The 18,397-nt window shown below is 73.7% G+C and carries 17 protein-coding genes; 4 read left to right on the forward strand and 13 right to left on the reverse strand.

Annotation, left to right across the window (positions count from 1 at the left end; all coding sequences use genetic code 11):
* The first annotated feature begins 2 nt into the window (after nt 1-2).
* Entirely contained in the window at nt 3-896 is an 894-nt protein-coding gene (locus LIU39_RS00750; RefSeq protein WP_227043392.1) for a LysR family transcriptional regulator, read from the forward strand.
* A gap of 39 nt (nt 897-935) precedes the next feature.
* Here the strand turns inward: LIU39_RS00750 and meaB are convergent, their stop codons facing one another.
* The 3 genes from meaB to LIU39_RS00765 are packed head-to-tail and all read right to left on the reverse strand — an operon-like array spanning nt 936 to nt 6,050.
* The gene (meaB, locus tag LIU39_RS00755) at nt 936-1,934 is read right to left on the reverse strand and encodes a methylmalonyl Co-A mutase-associated GTPase MeaB (RefSeq protein ID WP_227043394.1); all 999 of its coding nucleotides are present in this window, start codon (nt 1,932-1,934) and stop codon (nt 936-938) included.
* A gap of 13 nt (nt 1,935-1,947) precedes the next feature.
* Nucleotides 1,948-4,170 carry a methylmalonyl-CoA mutase gene (gene scpA / locus LIU39_RS00760; RefSeq protein ID WP_227043395.1) on the reverse strand — a complete coding sequence of 741 codons (2,223 nt, stop codon included), beginning with the start codon at nt 4,168-4,170 and terminating at the stop codon, nt 1,948-1,950.
* Nucleotides 4,170-6,050 (reverse strand): methylmalonyl-CoA mutase subunit beta, encoded by a 1,881-nt coding sequence (locus tag LIU39_RS00765; protein WP_227043397.1) that lies wholly within the window; start codon nt 6,048-6,050, stop codon nt 4,170-4,172. Before LIU39_RS00765 ends, scpA begins: the two co-directional genes overlap by 1 nt.
* Before the next feature lie 154 nt (nt 6,051-6,204).
* On the opposite strand from LIU39_RS00765, the gene LIU39_RS00770 reads away from it, so the two are divergent.
* A complete protein-coding gene (locus LIU39_RS00770) occupies nt 6,205-7,485 on the forward strand; it encodes a DUF5005 domain-containing protein (RefSeq protein WP_227043399.1) in 1,281 nt (426 codons plus the stop codon).
* Nucleotides 7,486-7,493: 8 nt separating this feature from the next.
* Here LIU39_RS00770 and LIU39_RS00775 read toward each other — a convergent pair whose 3' ends face one another.
* The 4 genes from LIU39_RS00775 to LIU39_RS00790 all read right to left on the reverse strand — a co-directional run bounded on the left by LIU39_RS00775 (nt 7,494) and on the right by LIU39_RS00790 (nt 10,941).
* On the reverse strand, nt 7,494-7,895 hold the full coding sequence (locus LIU39_RS00775; RefSeq protein ID WP_227043401.1) for a DnaJ family domain-containing protein: 402 nt from the start codon (nt 7,893-7,895) through the stop codon (nt 7,494-7,496).
* A gap of 81 nt (nt 7,896-7,976) precedes the next feature.
* Entirely contained in the window at nt 7,977-8,567 is a 591-nt protein-coding gene (locus LIU39_RS00780) for a hypothetical protein (protein ID WP_227043403.1), read from the reverse strand.
* Nucleotides 8,564-10,240: an ATP-binding protein gene (locus LIU39_RS00785; protein ID WP_227043405.1), complete on the reverse strand. Its 1,677-nt coding sequence runs from the start codon at nt 10,238-10,240 to the stop codon at nt 8,564-8,566. Before LIU39_RS00785 ends, LIU39_RS00780 begins: the two co-directional genes overlap by 4 nt.
* Nucleotides 10,237-10,941, reverse strand: coding sequence for a response regulator (locus LIU39_RS00790; RefSeq protein WP_227043407.1), 705 nt, complete (start codon nt 10,939-10,941; stop codon nt 10,237-10,239). The genes LIU39_RS00785 and LIU39_RS00790 overlap by 4 nt, the downstream gene beginning before the upstream one ends.
* Before the next feature lie 158 nt (nt 10,942-11,099).
* Between LIU39_RS00790 and LIU39_RS00795 the strand changes: the two genes are divergently transcribed.
* Nucleotides 11,100-11,873, forward strand: a complete 774-nt coding sequence (locus tag LIU39_RS00795) for a polysaccharide deacetylase family protein (protein ID WP_227043657.1) — start codon at nt 11,100-11,102, stop codon at nt 11,871-11,873.
* A gap of 101 nt (nt 11,874-11,974) precedes the next feature.
* On the opposite strand, the gene ssgD (LIU39_RS00800) is transcribed toward LIU39_RS00795, so the two are convergent.
* The 3 genes from ssgD (LIU39_RS00800) to LIU39_RS00810 form a co-directional block, all read right to left on the reverse strand.
* Complete coding sequence (gene ssgD / locus LIU39_RS00800; RefSeq protein ID WP_227043408.1) at nt 11,975-12,391, reverse strand: spore wall synthesis regulator SsgD; 417 nt, start codon at nt 12,389-12,391, stop codon at nt 11,975-11,977.
* Nucleotides 12,392-12,566: 175 nt separating this feature from the next.
* A complete protein-coding gene (locus LIU39_RS00805) occupies nt 12,567-14,162 on the reverse strand; it encodes a PH domain-containing protein (protein WP_227043409.1) in 1,596 nt (531 codons plus the stop codon).
* Nucleotides 14,159-14,695, reverse strand: a complete 537-nt coding sequence (locus LIU39_RS00810; RefSeq protein ID WP_227043410.1) for a PH domain-containing protein — start codon at nt 14,693-14,695, stop codon at nt 14,159-14,161. The genes LIU39_RS00805 and LIU39_RS00810 overlap by 4 nt, the downstream gene beginning before the upstream one ends.
* 113 nt (nt 14,696-14,808) lie before the next feature.
* Here LIU39_RS00810 and LIU39_RS35145 point away from each other — a divergent pair, with 113 nt between their 5' ends.
* Nucleotides 14,809-15,429: a TetR/AcrR family transcriptional regulator gene (locus LIU39_RS35145; RefSeq protein WP_227043411.1), complete on the forward strand. Its 621-nt coding sequence runs from the start codon at nt 14,809-14,811 to the stop codon at nt 15,427-15,429.
* 24 nt (nt 15,430-15,453) lie between these two features.
* On the opposite strand, the gene ssgD (LIU39_RS00820) is transcribed toward LIU39_RS35145, so the two are convergent.
* From ssgD (LIU39_RS00820) to LIU39_RS00830, 3 genes are all read right to left on the reverse strand, one after another.
* Nucleotides 15,454-15,867, reverse strand: coding sequence for a spore wall synthesis regulator SsgD (ssgD, locus tag LIU39_RS00820; protein ID WP_227043413.1), 414 nt, complete (start codon nt 15,865-15,867; stop codon nt 15,454-15,456).
* 140 nt (nt 15,868-16,007) lie between these two features.
* Nucleotides 16,008-16,514: a MarR family winged helix-turn-helix transcriptional regulator gene (locus tag LIU39_RS00825; protein ID WP_227043415.1), complete on the reverse strand. Its 507-nt coding sequence runs from the start codon at nt 16,512-16,514 to the stop codon at nt 16,008-16,010.
* Nucleotides 16,515-16,643: 129 nt separating this feature from the next.
* Entirely contained in the window at nt 16,644-18,371 is a 1,728-nt protein-coding gene (locus LIU39_RS00830; protein WP_227043417.1) for an FUSC family protein, read from the reverse strand.
* Between the last annotated feature and the right edge of the window lie 26 nt (nt 18,372-18,397).

Here is an 18,397-nt window from a genome sequence, read left to right on the forward strand (position 1 = left end):
CCGTGGACCTGCTGGCCCTGCGCTACTTCCAGGCCGTGGCCCGCCGCGAGCACATCAGCCGCGCCGCCGAGGAACTGCGGGTGGCGCAGCCGTCGGTGAGCCGCACCATCGCCAGACTGGAGGCCGAGCTGGGCGTGCCGCTCTTCGACCGCCAGGGCCGCACCGTCCGCCTCAACCGTCACGGCGCGGCCTTCCTGCGGCGGGTCGAGCGTGCGCTGGGCGAACTCGACGACGGGCGGCGGGAGCTGGCGGACGCGGCGGGGCCGGGCCGGGGCAGCGTGGCCCTCGCCGCCGAGACCCTGCTGCCGCTCGCCGACCTGCTGGCCGGCTTCCACACCGCACACCCGGACGTCACCGTCCGCCTCCACCAGTCCACCGCCGACGTGATGAGCGAGCAACTCCGGGCCCGCGAAGTCGACTTCTGCGTCGCCTCGCAGCCGCTGTACGGACCCGGCCTCGACGTGGTGGAACTGCTGCGCGAGGAAGTGCTGCTCGCGGTGCCCGACGGGCACCCGCTGGCCGGCCGGGCGTGCGTCGCCGTCGACGAACTCGTCGACGAGCCGTTCCTCAGCACCCGGCAGGGCCACTGGCAACGTGCCCTGCTCGACCGGCTGTTCGCCGGGATCGGCTGCCGGCCGCTGATCGTCTGCGAGGGCGACGAACCGGGCGCCACCCACTCCCTGGTGGCCGCAGGGCTGGGGGTCGGCCTGCTGCCCGCGGTCTCCCGGGCCGGCGTCGCCCACGCCTCGCTGTCCCTGGTGCGGCTGGACGCACCCGACTGCGTGCGCACGCTCAGCCTGGTCCGTCGCGCGGACACCTATCTCTCGGTGGCCGCCGCGCGCTTCGCGAAACGGGCCGTCGCCCACTTCACAGCGGCGGCACAGGACGCTGCGTGAGGACGGCACACCGTAGGTCCCCGCCGGGCGGCGGCCCGTTCAGCCGTCGGCGACCGGCAGTCCGAACGCGTCCAGGATCCGCTCGGCGGCCAGCGTCGCCGTGAGGGCGCCCTCACGGACGTCCTGCTCGATTCCCGGGCTCAGCTTGCGGACCTCGGGGTGGTTCCGCAGCCGGTCGATGAGCTGTTCGCGGACCATCGTCCACGTCCAGTCCACCTGCTGCGCACGGCGCCGCTCGGCCAGCGCGCCGCTCGACTCCAGCAGCGTGCGGTGCTGCTCGATGCGCTCCCAGACCGTGTCGAGACCGGTGCCCTCGCGGGCGCTGCAGGTGAGCACCGGCGGCGTCCAGGCCGCGTCCGGCGGCTGCAACAGACGCAGCGCGCCGGACAGTTCACGGGCCGCCGCGCGCGCGTCCCGCTCGTGCGGGCCGTCCGCCTTGTTCACCGACACCAGGTCCGCCAGCTCAAGGACCCCCTTCTTGATGCCCTGGAGCTGATCGCCGGTACGGGCCAGGGTCAGCAGCAGAAAGGTGTCGACCATGTTCGCGACGGTGGTCTCGGACTGGCCGACGCCGACCGTCTCCACCAGCACGACGTCGTAGCCCGCCGCCTCCATCACGATGATGGACTCCCGGGTCGCCCGCGCCACGCCGCCCAGCGTGCCGGACGTGGGGGAGGGGCGGACGAACGCGGCCGGGTCGGTCGCCAGCCGCTCCATCCGGGTCTTGTCACCCAGGATGGAGCCGCCGGTACGGCTCGACGACGGATCGACGGCCAGCACGGCCACGCGGTGCCCCGCGCCGGTCAGTTGCGTGCCGAGCGCGTCGATGAACGTCGACTTGCCGACCCCCGGCACCCCGCTGATCCCCACCCGACGGGCCGTGCCGGAGTACGGCAGCAGCTCGACCAGCAGCCGCTGGGCCGCCGCACGGTGGTCGGCTCGGGTGGACTCCACGAGGGTGACGGCGCGTGCGATCCACGCCCTGGACCCCGCGCGTACCCCCTCGGCGTACCGCTCGACATCGATCCTCACAGGCATCGGCCGTACCGGCTCACAGCTCGTGGCCGAGGACCTGTGCCAGGTCCTTCACCAGGTCGTACGCGGCGTCCGGGATGACCGTGCCGGGCGGGAAGACCGCGGCGGCGCCCATGTCGCGCAGCGTCTGCACGTCCTGGGGCGGGATCACCCCGCCCACCACGACCGTGATGTCCTTGCGGTCCTCGGCCGCCAGCGCCTCGCGCAGCGCGGGCACCAGCGTCAGATGGCCGGCCGCCAGCGAGGACACCCCGACGATGTGCACGTCGGCCTCCACCGCCTGCCGCGCCACTTCGGCCGGGGTCTGGAACAGCGGGCCGACGTCCACGTCGAAGCCCAGGTCGGCGAAGGCGGTGGCGATCACCTTCTGGCCGCGGTCGTGGCCGTCCTGGCCCATCTTCGCCACCAGGATGCGCGGCCTGCGCCCTTCGGCGCGCTCGAACTCGGCCACCAGCTCGCGGGTGCGCTCGACACCGGATGAGGGGCCCGCTTCGTCTCGGTACACACCGGAGATCGTACGGATCTGGCCGGAGTGCCGTCCGTAGACCGACTCCAGGGCGTCCGAGATCTCGCCGACCGTCGCCATCGCGCGGGCCGCGTCCACGGCGAGCGCCAGCAGATTGCCCTCAAGTCCCTCGCCGGGCGTGGTGGCCGCGGCCGCGGACAGTGCCCGCAGCGCCTCCTGGCACGCGCCCTCGTCCCGCTCCGCGCGCAGCCGCCGCAGCTTCTCGATCTGCTGGGTGCGCACCGCGGAGTTGTCTACCTTGAGGACGTCGATCTCCTCGTCGGTCTCCACCCGGTACTTGTTGACGCCGATCAGCGCCTGCCGGCCGGAGTCGATCCGCGCCTGCGTGCGGGCCGCGGCCTCCTCCACGCGCAGCTTGGGGATGCCCGCGTCGATGGCCTTCGCCATGCCGCCGGCCGCCTCCACCTCCTCGATGTGCTGCCAGGCCCGCTGCGCCAGATCGTGGGTGAGCTTCTCGACGTACGCGCTGCCGCCCCACGGGTCGATGACCCGGCAGGTGCCCGACTCCTGCTGGAGGAAGAGCTGGGTGTTGCGGGCGATGCGGGCGGAGAAGTCGGTGGGCAGGGCGAGGGCCTCGTCGAGCGCGTTGGTGTGCAGTGACTGGGTGTGGCCCTGGGTCGCCGCCATCGCCTCCACGCACGTGCGCGTGACGTTGTTGAACACGTCCTGCGCCGTCAGCGACCAGCCCGAGGTCTGCGAATGGGTGCGCAGGGAAAGGGACTTGGGGTTCTGCGGCTCGAACTGCTGGACAAGGCGGGCCCAGAGCAGCCGGGCTGCGCGCAGCTTGGCGATCTCCATGAAGAAGTTCATGCCGATCGCCCAGAAGAACGAGAGGCGCGGGGCGAAGGAGTCCACGTCCATGCCCGCCGCCATGCCCGCGCGCAGGTACTCCACGCCGTCGGCGAGGGTGTACGCCAGCTCCAGGTCGGCCGTCGCGCCCGCCTCCTGGATGTGATAGCCGGAGATCGAGATGGAGTTGTAGCGCGGCATCTTCTGCGAGGTGTACGCGAAGATGTCGGAGATGATCCGCATCGAGGGCTGCGGCGGATAGATGTAGGTGTTGCGGACCATGAACTCCTTGAGGATGTCGTTCTGGATGGTCCCGGCCAGCTTCTCGGGCGGCACGCCCTGTTCCTCGGCGGCCACGATGTAGAGGGCGAGAACGGGCAGCACCGCGCCGTTCATCGTCATCGACACCGTCATCCTGTCCAGCGGGATGCCCTCGAAGAGCTGCCGCATGTCGTAGATCGAGTCGATCGCGACACCCGCCATGCCGACGTCGCCGGTGACCCGCGGATGGTCGCTGTCGTAGCCGCGGTGGGTGGGCAGATCGAAGGCGACGGACAGGCCCTTCTGGCCCGCCGCGAGGTTACGGCGGTAGAAGGCGTTGGACTCCTCGGCGGTGGAGAAGCCGGCGTACTGCCGGATCGTCCAGGGCTGGTTGACGTACATCGTCGGGTACGGGCCCCGCAGATACGGCGCGATCCCCGGGTAGGTGCCCAGGAAGTCCAGGCCCGCCAGGTCCGCGTCGGTGTAGAGCGGCTTGACGTCGATGCCCTCGGGTGTCCCCCAGGTCAGGTCGTCGACGCCCTTGCCGGTGGCCTGCTGCACCGCTTCGGCCCACTGCGCGGCGTCGCCCTCGGCGCCCGCATCGCCGAGGTCCACGGCGCTGAAGTCCGGGATGGCGCCCGCCTGTTGCGTCGTGCTGTCCATCACGCCACCTCCATGACATCCAGGGCCGAGGTCAGGGCCTCGACCGCATCGCAGCCCGCGAAGACGAAGGCGTCCACACCGGCCTTCCCGAATTCCTCGCGCCGCTCGCCCGGCTTGCCCGCCAGGTGCACCCGCCGCGCCCCCGCCGACTTCAGCGCGGCCGCGACACCGGCCGCCTGCTCGGCGTAGAGCGCGTCGCTCCCGCACAGGCAGGCGATCTGCGCGCCGCTGGCGGCGAACGCACCGGCGGCCGATTCCGCGTCCACCGACGGCGTCTCCTGCACCGTCTCGATCCCGCCCGCCTGGAAGAGGTTGGCGGCGAACGCCACCCGCGCGGTGTGCGCGGCCGCCGGACCCAGCGCTGCGATGAACACCTTCGGGCGCGCCCCGGTGGCCGCCAGGTGTGTATCGGAGCGGGCCCGCAGCGCCTCGTACGCATCGTCCCTGCGCACCCGCGGCAGCCCGCCGCCGGCCGGTACCGGAGCGGGCTCGCGGTGTACCGAAGGCTCCGCCAGGTGCGGGAACTCGCTGACGCCGGTGATCGGTTCGCGGCGGGTGGCGAGCCTGCGGGACCTGCGCTGCCAGGTCGCCGCACACCGGCCGGCCACCGCGCCGGACCGCAGGGCCGCGGCCTGGCCGCCCGCGCCCTCGATCTCCTGGAACCACGCCCAGGCCGCGCGGGCCAGCTCGTCCGTCAGCTTCTCGACGTACCAGGAGCCGCCCGCCGGGTCGATGACCTTCGACAGGTGCGACTCCTCAAGGAGCACCGACTGCGTGTTCCGGGCGATCCGGCGGGCGAACGCGTCCGGCACGCCGAGCGCCGCGTCGAACGGCAGCACCGTCACCGCGTCCGCGCCGCCCACCCCGGCGGAAAGACCGGCGACCGTGGTGCGCAGCATGTTCACCCACGGGTCGCGACGGGTCATCATCACCGACGAGGTGACCGCGTGCTGGCGCTGCGCGCGAGCGGCGGGCGAGGCGCCGCACACCTCGGCGACCCGCGCCCACAGCCGCCGGGCGGCGCGCAGCGTGGCGATCGTCAGGAACTGGTCGGCGGTGGCGGCGTAGCGGAACTCCAGCTGGCCGCAGGCGGCGTCGATGTCCATGCCCGCGGCGGTGAGGGCCCGCAGATAGGCGACGCCGGTGGCCAGCGAGCACCCCAGCTCCTCGGCCGCCGAGCCGCCCGCCTCGTGGTACGGCAGGGCGTCAACGGACAGCGCCCGCAGGCCGGGCGCCTGTGCCGCGCAGCGCACGGCGAGTTCCGCGGCGGCCGCCAGATGCGCGTCCAGGGCCTCGTCTCGGCCGCTGCGGGCGACGATGCCCAGCGGGTCGGCGCCGAGCGTGCCGGTCGCGGCGCCGAGCGGCACCTCCGAGGTGCCGTAGAGCCGCAGCAGTTCCTCGGCGGCCGCCGCGAAGTCCGCGCCCGCGTCCAGTGCCACCGCGGCCAGGTCCAGATAGACACCCGCAAGGGCCTCGGGGAGCGAGGCCACCGGGATGCCGTCCGCGCCGACGGTCAGCCACAGGGACGTCACGCCCATCTCCAGGTCGGCGAGTACCGAGGCGTTGGCGCGGCGCGGATCGGTGTCCGCCTGCCGCTGGCGGACGTCCCACCCGGAGGCGGTGGTCCCTTCCGGGCGGCCGGCCCGTACGAACGGCGGGAAGCCGGGGTAGCCGCCGGCCGTGCCGCCGTCTTCGGCGGTGTAGAGCGGGCGGACGCGGATGCCGTCCTGGAGGTCGGTGGCGAGGACGTCATCGGGGGCGTCCGGCGTCGGGGTGGCACCCGATTTGCGCAGCACGCCTTCGACGAGGCGCTGCCACTGCGCACGGTCGGCGTCCGGGAATGCGGCGGCCAGGGGGAGTTCGGGGGACTCGGCGGTCATGGCAGCAGGCTAGGCGAACGACCGTTAGCCGGAGCAGAGGCTCCTGCTGTGACCTTGCACTCGTTGACCTTGCGCGGGTCCGTACTCCGGGACGCGCCGGTGGGGCCCGTGCGGTGGCCGGTACGGTGGGCGCGGCACCCGACCGAGGAGCGGAATGTCCAGCACGACCCCGATGCGCCGGGTGACCGTCGCCCTCCTCGCCCTCGCCCTGCTCGCCGCCGTCGCGGTGTTCGTGCGGGCGCTGCCGGGAGCCGCCCGGCAGCGGGAAGCGGCCTGTACCGGACGCCGCGTCGCCTCCTGGTCCGCCGATGCCGCCCGGACCGGCGAGTTCGCCCGCTACGGCGACGACAGCACCCACGCCGACGCCTGGACCGGCGGCGACGGCACCCACTCGCTGCGGCTGCCCGACGGACGGACGCTGTGGTTCTTCTCCGACACCTATCTCGACCGCGTGCATCCGCCGCCGAACCCCCAGGGCGAGCCGTACTCCTGGCGCACGGCGGACCACGGCGGCACCCCCTACCTGCGGCACAACTCCGTGGTGGTGATGGACCGTTCGGGGCACATCGAACGCACCCTGACCGGCGGCGGGGCGGCTCCCGGGCCGTTCTTCCCCGACCCGCGGGGCGGCTGGCGCTGGCCGGTGGACGCGCGCGTAGAGCCGAGGACACCGGGTTCGGCCGACAAGGTCGTCCGGGTCCTGCTGTGGAACCGCGCCCCCGGCACCGGCCCGTGGGTCTTCGGACAGCCGCGCGGTACCGAGGTCGCCACCCTCTCCCTCCCCGGCCTGCGCCTGGAAGGCATCACGGAGACCGTCGGGCAGACCTCCGTCGCCGACCCGGCCCGGCGGGTCCTCTACGGCACCGCGGCGGTACGTGACGGCGGCTGGACATACGTCTTCGGCGGCGACGACCCGCCGTCCGCCCCGGGCTCCAGCGCCTACCTCGCGCGGGTGCCGGACGGGCGCCTCGCCGACCGCGCCGCCTGGCGGTTCTGGGACGGCGCGGGCTGGGCGCGGGGGCCGGGCAGCGCGGCGCCGGTACTGCGGGACGGCGGCCGGCGCGGGGTCGGCAGCTCGTTCACCGTGGTGCGCGACGGTGCCGCCTGGGTGCTGGTCACCATGGACACCGGGGGGACCGGCGCGGCCGGCCTGTCGGACATCACCAGCTACTGGGCCTGCTCGCCGCACGGCCCCTGGCACGGCCCCAACGGCCGGATCGCGCCGCCCCGCCCGCCCGGAGCCGACCCCCGGTACACCACGGTCTACAACCCGCAGGCGCACCCGGAGTTCACCGCGTCGGGCCGGCTGCTGCTCAGCTACGACGTCAACTGGCTCGGCCCGCCCGGCGTGGCGTCCGACAGCCGCCTCAACGGCAACGTCGGCCTCTACCGGCCGCGTTTCCTCCGGGTGCGCCTGGCGGCCACCGGTCCCTGACCCGCCCGCTACCCGCCGTGCCGCTCGCGCCAGGCGCGGGCCCGTTCCTCGATGTCGAAGGGCGTGAGCTGGAGCGGGGGGCCTTCGAGCGGCGTGCGCAGGGCCGCGCGGATCTTTTCGTTGACGGCCGTGAGGAGGCGCCGCAGCGCCTCCTCGGTGGGGGCGTTCGCCGCCGCCTCGTCCGCTTCCTCGGCCTCCTTGCGCAGGGCGAGCGAGGGCGGCAGGCAGGACAGGTCCTCGCGGGCCATCTTCTCCTTGACCCACCAGAGTGCGTCGTACGGCCGGCTGAGGTGCGGGAGGGGTTTGCCGACGCCGGGCAGATCGGCGAAGTCACCCCGCTCCTGGGCCTCGCGGATCTGCTTGTCGATCCAGGACTCGAAGCTGACACCGGGGGGCTTGCGCTCGGTCATCGCGTGATTCTCCCGAAGGCTCAGGGGCCGGCCGGACCTTTACTCGGCACGCGGGTGCCTGCTTTTACGGTAGCGCGCGCCTCATTCGGACGAGACCGGCGGCGAGCCCGGGGCCGGTGTCGACTGGAGCACCGGGAACGCGGTGTTGCCGCCGCAGACCATCGGGCCGACGCGGTCACCGGCGCCGGTCAGGTTCACGATGACCTCGCCCGGCGGCTTGTCGCCCGGTATCCGGGCATTGGCCGCCGTGCACACCAGCTGGCTCAGCGACGCGGTGTCCAGCTTCCGCGGCGTCACGGGCAGCTTGATGTCGACCTTTCCGGTGCCGGTCTCCGCGGTCGGCCTGCCGGAAAGCTTGGGCAGGATGCTGGACAGACCGCGCTGCCGCTCGGCGTGGTTGGGCCCGTCCAGCAGCAGGTCGATCGCCTGCTGCGGATCGACAGGTGCCTTCGCCGGACGGGTCGCCGAGCGCAGCCCCGCGGGCCCGTAGAAGAAGAGCTGGACGTCGGCGTCCGGACGGCCGGGGGCCTTCACCCCCGCGGCGGGCGTTCCGGCGTCGATGACATCGGTCGGCGCGATCCCGCAGCCGGCCAGCGTGGTCGCGGACCAGCCGGTCAGCAGCAGCCCGCCGAGCGTGATCCCTACGGCGCGCAGCGAGCGCGGCGTGCTCATGCGGTGGCCTTCTTCCCTGTGTCGTCGTGGGGTGCGGGGGCCGGGTCCGGGGTGCCTTCGCCGTCCGCTTCCTCCGCGGCCTCGGGTTCCGCGACGGCCGGCGCCGCCGGTCGCCCCGCCGCTTCCGCGTGCCGAGCCGCTGCGGTGTCCGTGTCCGCCTCCGTGCCGTTCCCCGCCCCGTCGTGCTCCTCCGTGGCGTCCGCATCCGGGGCGTCCGCGTCCGACCTGTGCAGGGGCAGTTCCACGGTGAACACCGCGCCGCCTTCGGGGGAGTTGGCCGCATGTACCGAGCCGCCGTGCAGCCGGACGTTCTCCAGCGCGATGGCCAGTCCGAGTCCGCTGCCCTCGGAGCGGGCGCGGGCCGAATCGGCTTTGTAGAAGCGGTCGAAGACGTGCGGCAGCACCTCGGGGTCGATGCCGGGGCCGCTGTCGGCGATCTCGATGCGCAGCAGGCCGTCGTCCGGGGCCGGGGCGCAGAGCCGTACGCGTACCGGCTCGCCGCCATGGTGCAGGGCGTTGCCCACGAGGTTGGCGACCGCCACGTCCAGGCGCCGCGGGTCCAGCCGGGCGCGGACGGCGGCGGGCAGGTCGGCCGTCACCCGGTCCTGCCAGGCGCGGGCCTGCAACGTCTTGCGGATGGTCTCGGCCACGTCCACCTCGTCCGGGTGCAGGGCGGCGGCCCCCGCGTCGAACCGTGAGACCTCCATCAGGTCCTCCACCATGCGCGCCAGCTTCCCGGTCTCCTGGCTGATCAGCCGCACGGCGGACGCGGTGTCCGGATCCAGCGCGTCGGCGTCCTCGTCGAGCACATCGGTGACCGCCGTCATCGCCGCCAGCGGCGTCCGCAGCTCGTGCGACACATCGGCGGCGAACCGCCGGGAGTTGGACTCCAGCCGCCGCAGCTCCGCCACGTTCTCCTCCAGCTTCGCCGCCATGTCGTTGAACGACCGGGAAAGATCGGCGAGTTCGTCGGCGCCCTTGACTTCGAGACGGGTGTCCAGCTTCCCCTCGGCGAGCCGCCCGGCCGCCAGCCGCAGCCCCCGTACGGGACGCAGCACGCCACGGGCGGCCAGCAGCGCGGGGATCACGGACAGCGCGAGCACCGGCAGCGCACCCCGCTGCGCCGCGCTCACCAGCGCATCGACGTTCGCCTCCTCGGCGTTCAGCGGCAGCTGGGCGTAGACGGACAGCGCGGACGCCCGGCCGTCGGTCTGGCGCACCGGCATGCCGATCAGCAGCCAGGGATCGCCGTTGCGGTCGACGCGCTGGAAGGCCGGCACATGGCGGGCCTCGACCGATTTGCGGAGGTCGGCGGGCACCACGACGCTGCCGCTCAGCGGGGACGCGCTGTCGTCAGGCACGCCCCGGTAGTGCACCGAGATGTCCCAGTCGCGCGACTTCCCCGACCGCTCCAGCTGTACCCGGAACGAGTCGAGGTCCGCGCGCGCGGGCGGTACCGCCAGCTCCGGGGCCAGCGAATTGATCTGCGCCCGCAGGTCGTTGACCGCGATGTCCTGGGAGCGCTGCAGGATGGCGTTGCGGGCCTCGCGGTAGGTCAGACCCGCGGTGGTCAGCGCGCTGACCGCGGCCACCAGCAGGAAGGCGACGACGAGGCGGGCCCGCAGGCCGCGCAGCAGCGAACGGGGCGGTACCAGCCTGCCGGGGCGGTTCACAGGGGGCCGAAGCGGTAACCGAAGCCGCGCACGGTCTGCACGTAGCGGGGGCTGCGCGGGGTGTCCTCTATCTTCGTCCGCAGCCGCATCACGCAGGCGTCCACCAGCCGGGCGTCACCGTGGTAGCTGTGCTCCCAGACGTGTTCGAGCAGCTGCTGGCGGCTGAAGACCTGGCCCGGTGTGGCGGACAGGAACAGCAGCAGCTTCATCTCCGACGGGGCGAGCGCCAGATCGTGGCCGCTCTTGGCGACGACCAGGCCCGCGCGGTCTATGGCCAGCTCGCCGTACGACTCGACGGGTGCGGGCCCGGTCTCGGTGGCGGCGCTGCCGTCGGCGGGCAGCGCGGTGCGCCGCAGCACCGCGCGCATCCGGGCCTCCAGGACCTCGCCGCGCGCCGGTTTGACGATGTAGTCGTCGGCGCCCGCCTCCAGGCCGAGCACCACGTCGAGGTCTTCGCCACGGGCGGTGAGCATGATGATCGGCAGCTGCCGTTCGGCGCGGATCAGCCGGCAGACCTCGAAGCCGTCCTTGCCGGGGAGCATCAGGTCCAACAGGACGATGTCCGGCCGGAATCCGGGCAGAATGTCGAGTCCTTCCTCGCCGCTGCCCGCGGCCGCCACTTCGTGGCCGCGCCGCCGTAGCGCGAGCGAGACTCCGTCCCGTACGGCGGCGTCGTCCTCGATCAGAAGTACACGTGGCATGGACCCAGTATCAATAACTTTCATGATGGATCGGTAACAGGAGCATCCTGACCGGTTTCCTGCGCATCTGTCGTGGTGCAGGGCAGCGCGTGAGTGGCAGCGCGCGCGGCCGCCGCACCGCATACGGACACGAACACAGCGCGAGGGACGGGATCGACATGGCACGGCGCTTCGGGGTTGAAGGCAGCATCATCGGAGCGGCCGCGGCGGGGGCAGTGGCGCTCGCGGTCGCAGGGGTGCTCACCTTCACACAGCTCAGCTCCGACACGGCCCAGGCGGAAGGCGTCGATACCGGCAGGCAGAAGGCCGCGCAGCCCGAGACCCGCAAGGTGGACCCGTCGATCGTGCACGCGTCGGAGCGCCCGGGGCGGAGCCTGAACATCACCATCGACGACGGACCCGATCCGGTGTGGACGCCGAAGGTCCTGGAGGTCCTGAAGAAGCACCGCGTCTCCGCGGTGTTCTGCATGATCGGTCCGCAGGCGAAGGCCCATCCGGACCTCGTCAAGCGGGTGGTCGCCGCGGGGCACCGGCTCTGCGACCACACCATCAGCCACAACACCGGCATGGACCACCGGCCGGAGAGCTACCAGGCGCAGCAGATACTCGACGCCCAGAAGATGATCGAGGACGCGGCGGGCGGCACCCGGGTCGAGTACTACCGCGCCCCCGGCGGCGCGTTCACGCCGTACAGCCGGAAGCTGGCGGCCGATCACGGGATGCGCCCGCTGGGCTGGAACATCGACAGCAAGGACTTCGAGGGCGGCAGCCTCGCGACCATCGAGTCGACGGTGCGCGACGAGCTGACGAACGGGCCGACGGTGCTCTTCCACGATGGCGGCGGCGACCGGTCGCGGACCGTCGCGGCCCTGGACCAGCTGCTCCCCGAGCTGCGGCAGCAGGGCTACGGCTTCGGCTTCCCGCAGCGCTGACCACCGGTTGGCGCTCCCCGGTGCGCGGCGCCCGGCGGCTCCCCGTGCAGCGGGGCGGCCGGGTGTCCGCGGGCGGGAGCCGGCGGCCCGCCCGTGGCGGATCATGCTGCTCCGAAGAGTTCGGCGAGCCCGCCGTCGACGTCGAGATGCGCCTGCTCCTGCCCCGCAGGTACGGCCGTGTAGGACCGGGCCAGGAAGCGCTGCACATCCGCCGTCCGCATCTGCACCATGGCGACGCCCTCGTCCGCGTGGAACTCCATCACCGTGCGCTCAGGGCCGTAGGGCCGCACTCGTACGTCGCCCCGGCCCGCGGGGGTGTGCAGCCCATCGGCCAGCAGTTCGCGGGCGAACGCCCAGTCCACCGCCGCGCCGTCGAGGGAGATCTCCGGCGGGAACGACATCCGGACCGCGAGCGGGTCGGCGGGCTGGTAATGCAGAACAGCCGGAACCGCGTGCGGGCCGGGCGCGGTCGCGATGAGACGGACCTGGACGGCTTGGTCGATGACACGGGTGGGCATCGCGGCTGCTCCCTCACGGCTGTCGGTTCATGGGCACGGCTCGCCCTGTAGGACGGTCGGGACGGGCTCGTCGTGCACGCGACAGGTGTGTGATGTGCGTCATGGGGACGAATCGACGCCGGAGGACGGGGTAACCGCAGGGGCCGGGCAACTGCCGTCACTCCGGCCCCGCCCGTCAGCCCTCCGTCGCCCGGCCCGGGTGCAGCAGGAAGGCGTCGATGATGCCCGGGGCCGCGTCCGCCGCGAAGGCCGGCGCGTCCGCCGCGGCCAGATCCGGGATGCGGTACCCCATCTCACCTGCGGCGACCGCCGCGGTCAGCGTCACCAGGCCGGCCCGGCGGGTGACCGGCGTGCTGGTGAAGGTCCAGGCCGCGATGGCGTCGCGCTCCAGCACGAGGGTGTCCCGGCTGAACGTGCCCGAGCGGACGACGAGATGACGGCCGTGCACCCCGTGCCCCAGCGTGCGGTACGCGTCCCGGGCCAGCCACAGCACGGCAGACGTGGCGACCACCGCAAAGATCCAGGCGGCGTGCAGCAGCACCGGCGCGAAGGCCAGGCCGCACCCGGCGAACGCCAGAGTGCCGGGCAGTACCACCCACAGCAGCCCGCGCAGCCGCCGCCTGCGCAGCGCGGCCCGCGGATGCCGGGCCAGGGCGGGCCGGTCGGGCCGGTCAGATCCGACGGCGGACGGCGCGGGGCGGCCGGGCACCCCCGCGTCGGCGAACTCCGCGTCGGGGAACGGCGAGCGCAGGGTGCCGCCCGCCACCCGCAGGGCGAGGGGGCGGGGTGCGGGCGGCAGTACCGCGCTGCGCTTGCGGTTCTCCTCGCGGTTGCCGAGGCCGCCCGCGACCGCCCGGACCAGTGCGCCGCCGCCGGCCCGCAGCAGCAGCGGTTCCCTGAGCAGCACGCCGCGCAGCCGGGCCCGTTCGATGGTGACCGCGCGGGTCGTGAAGAGCCCCCGCCGTATCCGCAGCGTGCGTGAATCCGCCCATTCCAGGCGGTAGTTCCACCAGTTCTCCGTGTAGAGGGCGGTCGCGCCGATCGCGCCGGCGGCGAGGACGGCGAGCAGGGCCGCGGGAATCGTCAGCCACAGCAGGCTGCTGCCGAACTCCTGGGCCGCGCGCCGGACGAAGCCGAGCTTCCAGGGCTCGATCCCGATGCCGTCCAGCACCCGGTAGACCGTGCCGACCGCGACGAAGACGCCGCCGACGACCCAGAACGTCAGCGGCGCGTACCGCAGCCACCGCAGGCTGAACCGGGCCAGGACCGGATCGCCCGCGGCCGCCTCGGTGTCCGCGCGCGCGAGCAGTTCGGCGCGCAGCCGCCTCGCCGCGGCGACCGTGAGCGCCTCCAGGGACAGCGCGCCGCCGCTTTCGGACGGACTCGCGGTGCCGGCCCGCAGGACGGTGACGCCCAGCAGGCGGTGCTGGGGCGTGGCCGTCAGGTCGACGGTGCGGATGCGGTGCAGCGGCACGCTGCGCAGCCGCCGGGTCAGCAGCCCGCTGCGCACCTCGAACGACTCATCGGTGACGCGGAACGCGGTACGGGCCCAGCGGATCAGGCCGAGCGCGGTGACGACGGCGAAGGAGACGGCGACGGCGGCCAGCGTGATCCACGCGCCGGTGGTGATCCGGCCGCCGGTGGCCAGTGCGGTCAGCCCGAGTGAGCCGAGCGGTGCGGCGAGCCAGCCGCAGTGCACCAGCAGGGTGCGCGGATCCAGCCGACGCCAGGGCACGGCGGGTGCGGGGGTACTGGGGGCGGTGCCGCTCATGTCGCGTCACCCCGGATGTCCTGCGCGGCCTTGCTGATCCGCCGGGACAGCGCCTCGGCGTCGGTGTCGGACAGCCCGGCGATGGTGATGTCGCCCGCGGTGGACGCGGTGGTGACGGTGACGGTGGCCAGTCCGTAGCGGCGCTGGAGCGGGCCGCGCAGCGTGTCGACGGTCTGCACCCGGGACAGCGGGGCGATCCGGCGCCGCTGCCGGAACCAGCCGGCCGACGCGTAGACGGCCAGGTCGCCCAGCTCCCAGGCGTGCACCGTGTACCGCCACCGCGGCATCACCAGGAGGTACGCCAGGGCGGGAAGGACGAGCACCACGAGCAGCGGCCCCAGCCAGGGCAGCGCGCCGGGGAAGAAGAGGACGGAGCACAGGGTGAGCGCCAGCGCGGTGAGCAGCAGCGGTCCGCTGAGCGTCAGCAGCGCCTGGGCCGTCCACCAGCGCCGGGCGCGCGGGTCGACACGGTGGCGCGGCGGGCGCAGCAGCGGGAGGGCGGGCCCGGTGGCGGGCGGGACGGCAGGTGGCACGGCAGGTCCCCGTTTTCAAGTCAATCGTATTGGGTAGCGGTACGTTATAACGGTACGAGCGACTTGTAAAAGCGGCCTGTCACAGCGCGGGACGCGACCGAGGGAGGGCGCGGGTGCCCAAAAAGGTGGACCACGAGACCAGGCGCAGGGAGATCTCCGAAGCACTCTGGCGGATCGCGAGCACCCGCGGCCTGGACGGCGCGAGCCTGCGCGACGTCGCGGCCGAGGCCGGCATCTCGCTCGGCAGGCTGCAGCACTACTTCCGCACCAGGGACGAGATGCTCGGCTTCGCCCTCCGGCACATCAACGAGCTGGCCGACCGGCGGATCCGCGACCGCATCGCCGGCATGGCGGCGGAGCCGACGCCGCGCGCCGTCCTGCGCGCCTGCCTGTCGGGCATGCTCCCGCTCGACGACAAGAGCCGCACCGGCACCCTCGTCGGCGCCGCCTACTTCGTTCGTGCCGTGCACGACGAAAGCCTGCGCGCCGAGGCCAGGGAAGGCATCCCCCGTCTGTGCGCCTTCTTCGCCGGCCAGCTGCGCCGTGCGGCGGAGCGCGGCGAACTGCCGCCCGGCCGGGACGCCGAGGACGAGGCGATGCTGCTGATCAGCCTCGTCGACGGGCTCTCCACCTATGTCCTGCTGGACGTCCACCCGCCCGAGAAGGCGCTCCACCTCCTCGACCTGCACCTGGCGAACCTCTTCGGCACGCCGCCACCGGACGCAACGGACTGATCAGGCCCCCGGCCCGTGACGCGGCTACGCCTCCCGCAGCAGCGCCGCCAGGTCGGCGTCGACGTCCAGATGCCGGGCCTCGTCCCCCCGGGCGACGAGCCCGTACGCCATGGCCAGGAAGCGCCGCAGATCCCGCGCGTCGAACTGGACCATCGCCAGCCCTTCGACGGTGTGCAGCTCGACCATGACGGTGCGCGGACCGCAGGGCCAGAGATGCACGTCGCCGATCCCCGCGGGCCCCCGCAGCCCCTCCGTCAGCAGCTCGCGGGCGAACGTCCACACCACCTCGGTGCCGTCCAGGGAGGCGGGCGGCGGAAACACCACCAGGACCGCGAAGGGGTCGTCCGGGTCGTAACGCAGCGCCGCGGGGATCTGCCGCGCCCGCGGCTCGGTCGCGATGAGGCGGGCCTGGACGGCGTGGTCGATGACGGTGGGCATCGCCGGCTCCCTTGCGTTCGGTGCGCTTCCTTGTCCCTTCGACCACTGGGACGTCGGCCGTGTCACGCCGGTGTGCGGCATTCCTGCGTGAGCTGCGTCACGGAGCGGTGCGCGCGGGGAGCGGGCCCGAGGGCCGCCGCTCAGTCCATCAGGCTGCCCAGGCGGCCTTCGAGTACGACCAGCAACTCGGCCAGCCCGTCGGAGAGTTCGTGCTGCCGCTGGTCGCCGATGCCGGCGAGCAGGGCCGCCTCGTAGCTCAGCTGATCGGGCAGCAGCCGGTCGATGATGCCGCGGCCCTCGTCGGTGAGGGAGAGGTGGGCGACCCGGCGGTCCCGGTCGTCGGGCCGGCGGACGATCAGCCCGCGCGCCTCCAGCTGCCGCACCCGCTTGGTGACGGCGGCGCCGGACGCAAAGGTCTCGCGGGCCACCCGGCCGGGTGTCAGCTCGCGGTCCATCCGGCGCAGGGTGCCCAGGATGTCGAACTCGGCACGGGTGAGCCCGGCCCGCCGCAGTGGGGCGTCGGCCGCCTGCTGGAGCAGCGCCGAACAGCGGTTGAGCCGCCCGATCAGCGCCATCGGGCCGGTGTCGAGCCCTGGGTGCACCTGCTGCCACTGACGCAGCACTCCCGCGACGATGTCCTCGGCCACCCGGGCTCTCCTCTCGGCCTGCCGTACGGAGCCTTCGGCCGCCGCCGTGCGTCTCACCTGTGCCGTACGTCCTCGGCTGCCGTACGCCCCCCCAATTGTGCCTGCCCGGCACGCGGGTTCCGGCACGGGTCAAGCGACCGGCACGGGCTGCGCGAGCCGCCGGGCGAGCCGCGCCAGCGTGCGGTGCCCCTGCTGTTCGGCGCGCGTGACCCGCTCCTCCGGGAGGGCGTGCTGCCACCACTCGCCGGACGCTACGTCGACGGCCTCGCGCAGCTCGGCGAGGCAGACGGCGAGCCGGTCGCGGGCCCAGCCGGTCTCCAGCCCGTCGTCCGCAGCCGGCGCGGGGTCCGACGCGAGCAGCCGTTCCGCGGCGGCCCCGGCCGCGTCGACACGGTCCAGTGCGGTGTGGATCCGGTCGGTGGCGCGGCGGTTGGTGACCAGCACGCAGCAGGCCAGGCCCACCACGGCGCCGACCAGGGTGTCGATCCAGCGGTCGGCGACCAGTGTGCGGGCCGGCAGCGGATTGCCGAACTCGGTGAGCAGCAGCGCCATGGGCGTCACACAGACCGAGCCGAGCCAGTAGTTGCGGGTGATCCACGCCTCGGCCCCGAGCTGGAAGGTCAGGGCGAGGCCGATCATCGTCAGATGGCCGGTGTGGATCAGCGGCAGCAGCGCGGTGAACAGCAGCAGCCCGAGCAGATTGCCGAGGGTGCGTTGCAGTGCACGCTGCCAGGACAGGGTGGTGTTGGCCTGGAAGACCGAGGCCGCGGTCACCACCGCCCAGTACGGATGCCCGACGCCGAGCGCCATCGAGGCCCAGCCCGCCAGCGCGCAGCCCGCCGCGACCCGCAGGCCGACCGGCAGCAGCACAGACCCGGGCGCGAGCGCGGCCGCCAGGGCACGGAACCCGCGCGGCCGTCCGGGCGCGGGCCGCCGCGGCCCGTCCGGGCGGGTCAGGTCCAGGTCCGCGGTCTCCGTGACGACGCCGTCGAGTTCCGCGCGCTGGGCCGTCGAGAGCGGCACGTCGGGGAGCGGCCCGCCGCCGCGGACCTCGCGCGCCCAGCCGCCGAACAGCTCCGCCTCGGCGGCCGCCGCGCCGCCCGGACCTGCCGGGCCTTCCAGGGCCGATTCGGCACGGATGAGCAGCCGTTCGAGACCGGTCCGTGCGGCGGCCTTCGCGGGGGTGCGGGCGGGCACGAGGAAGAGGGTGTGCCAGGCGGCGTTCACGGCGCCCGCGGTCGCCTGCCGTGCGCCTGCCGCGGCCGGTCCGCCGCCGGGATCCGTGCGCAGCAGCGCCGCCGCTGCCTCCAGGGCGCGGGCGGTGGCGATGCGCTCGGGGCCGTGCGGCCGGATCAGCGCGGGCGCCATGCACACCAGCCAGGCCAGCGCGCCGGCCGCCAGCGCCAGTGCCAGGTGCAGCGGTAGCTGCCCTGCCTGCTGAGGGACGAAGAAGGCCGATGCCGCGATGAAGGTGAAGATGAGGTTGCCCGGCGGGCCGATCCGCGTCGCGTCGCAGACCATCTTGTGGACCGCGGCGAGCAGCGAGGCCGGCACCACCAGCAGGGCGGTGGAGGTGATCAGGGACGCGGCCGTCAGGGCGGCGCCGAGGCTCGCGACCATGCCGGCCACGACCCACGGCAGGGTGCGGGCCCGCGCCGCGTACGGCAGGCCGTGCCCGTACAGGGCGCACATCGCGCCGGCCGAGGTGTAGAGGACCAGATCCATCCGGCCCAGCGCGAACAGCGTCAGGTCGGGGACGGCCATCGCGACGACCGCGCTGAGCGCGGGCTTGTGCCAGATGTCGACGGGCCTGCGCAGCCGTACGGTGCTGCGGATCGGCAGCGGCCGGGCACGCACACCGCCTCCCGGCGCGTGTGTGATCC

The organism is Streptomyces pinistramenti, assembly GCF_020564935.1.
Classification (GTDB): Bacteria; Actinomycetota; Actinomycetes; order Streptomycetales; family Streptomycetaceae; genus Streptomyces; species Streptomyces pinistramenti.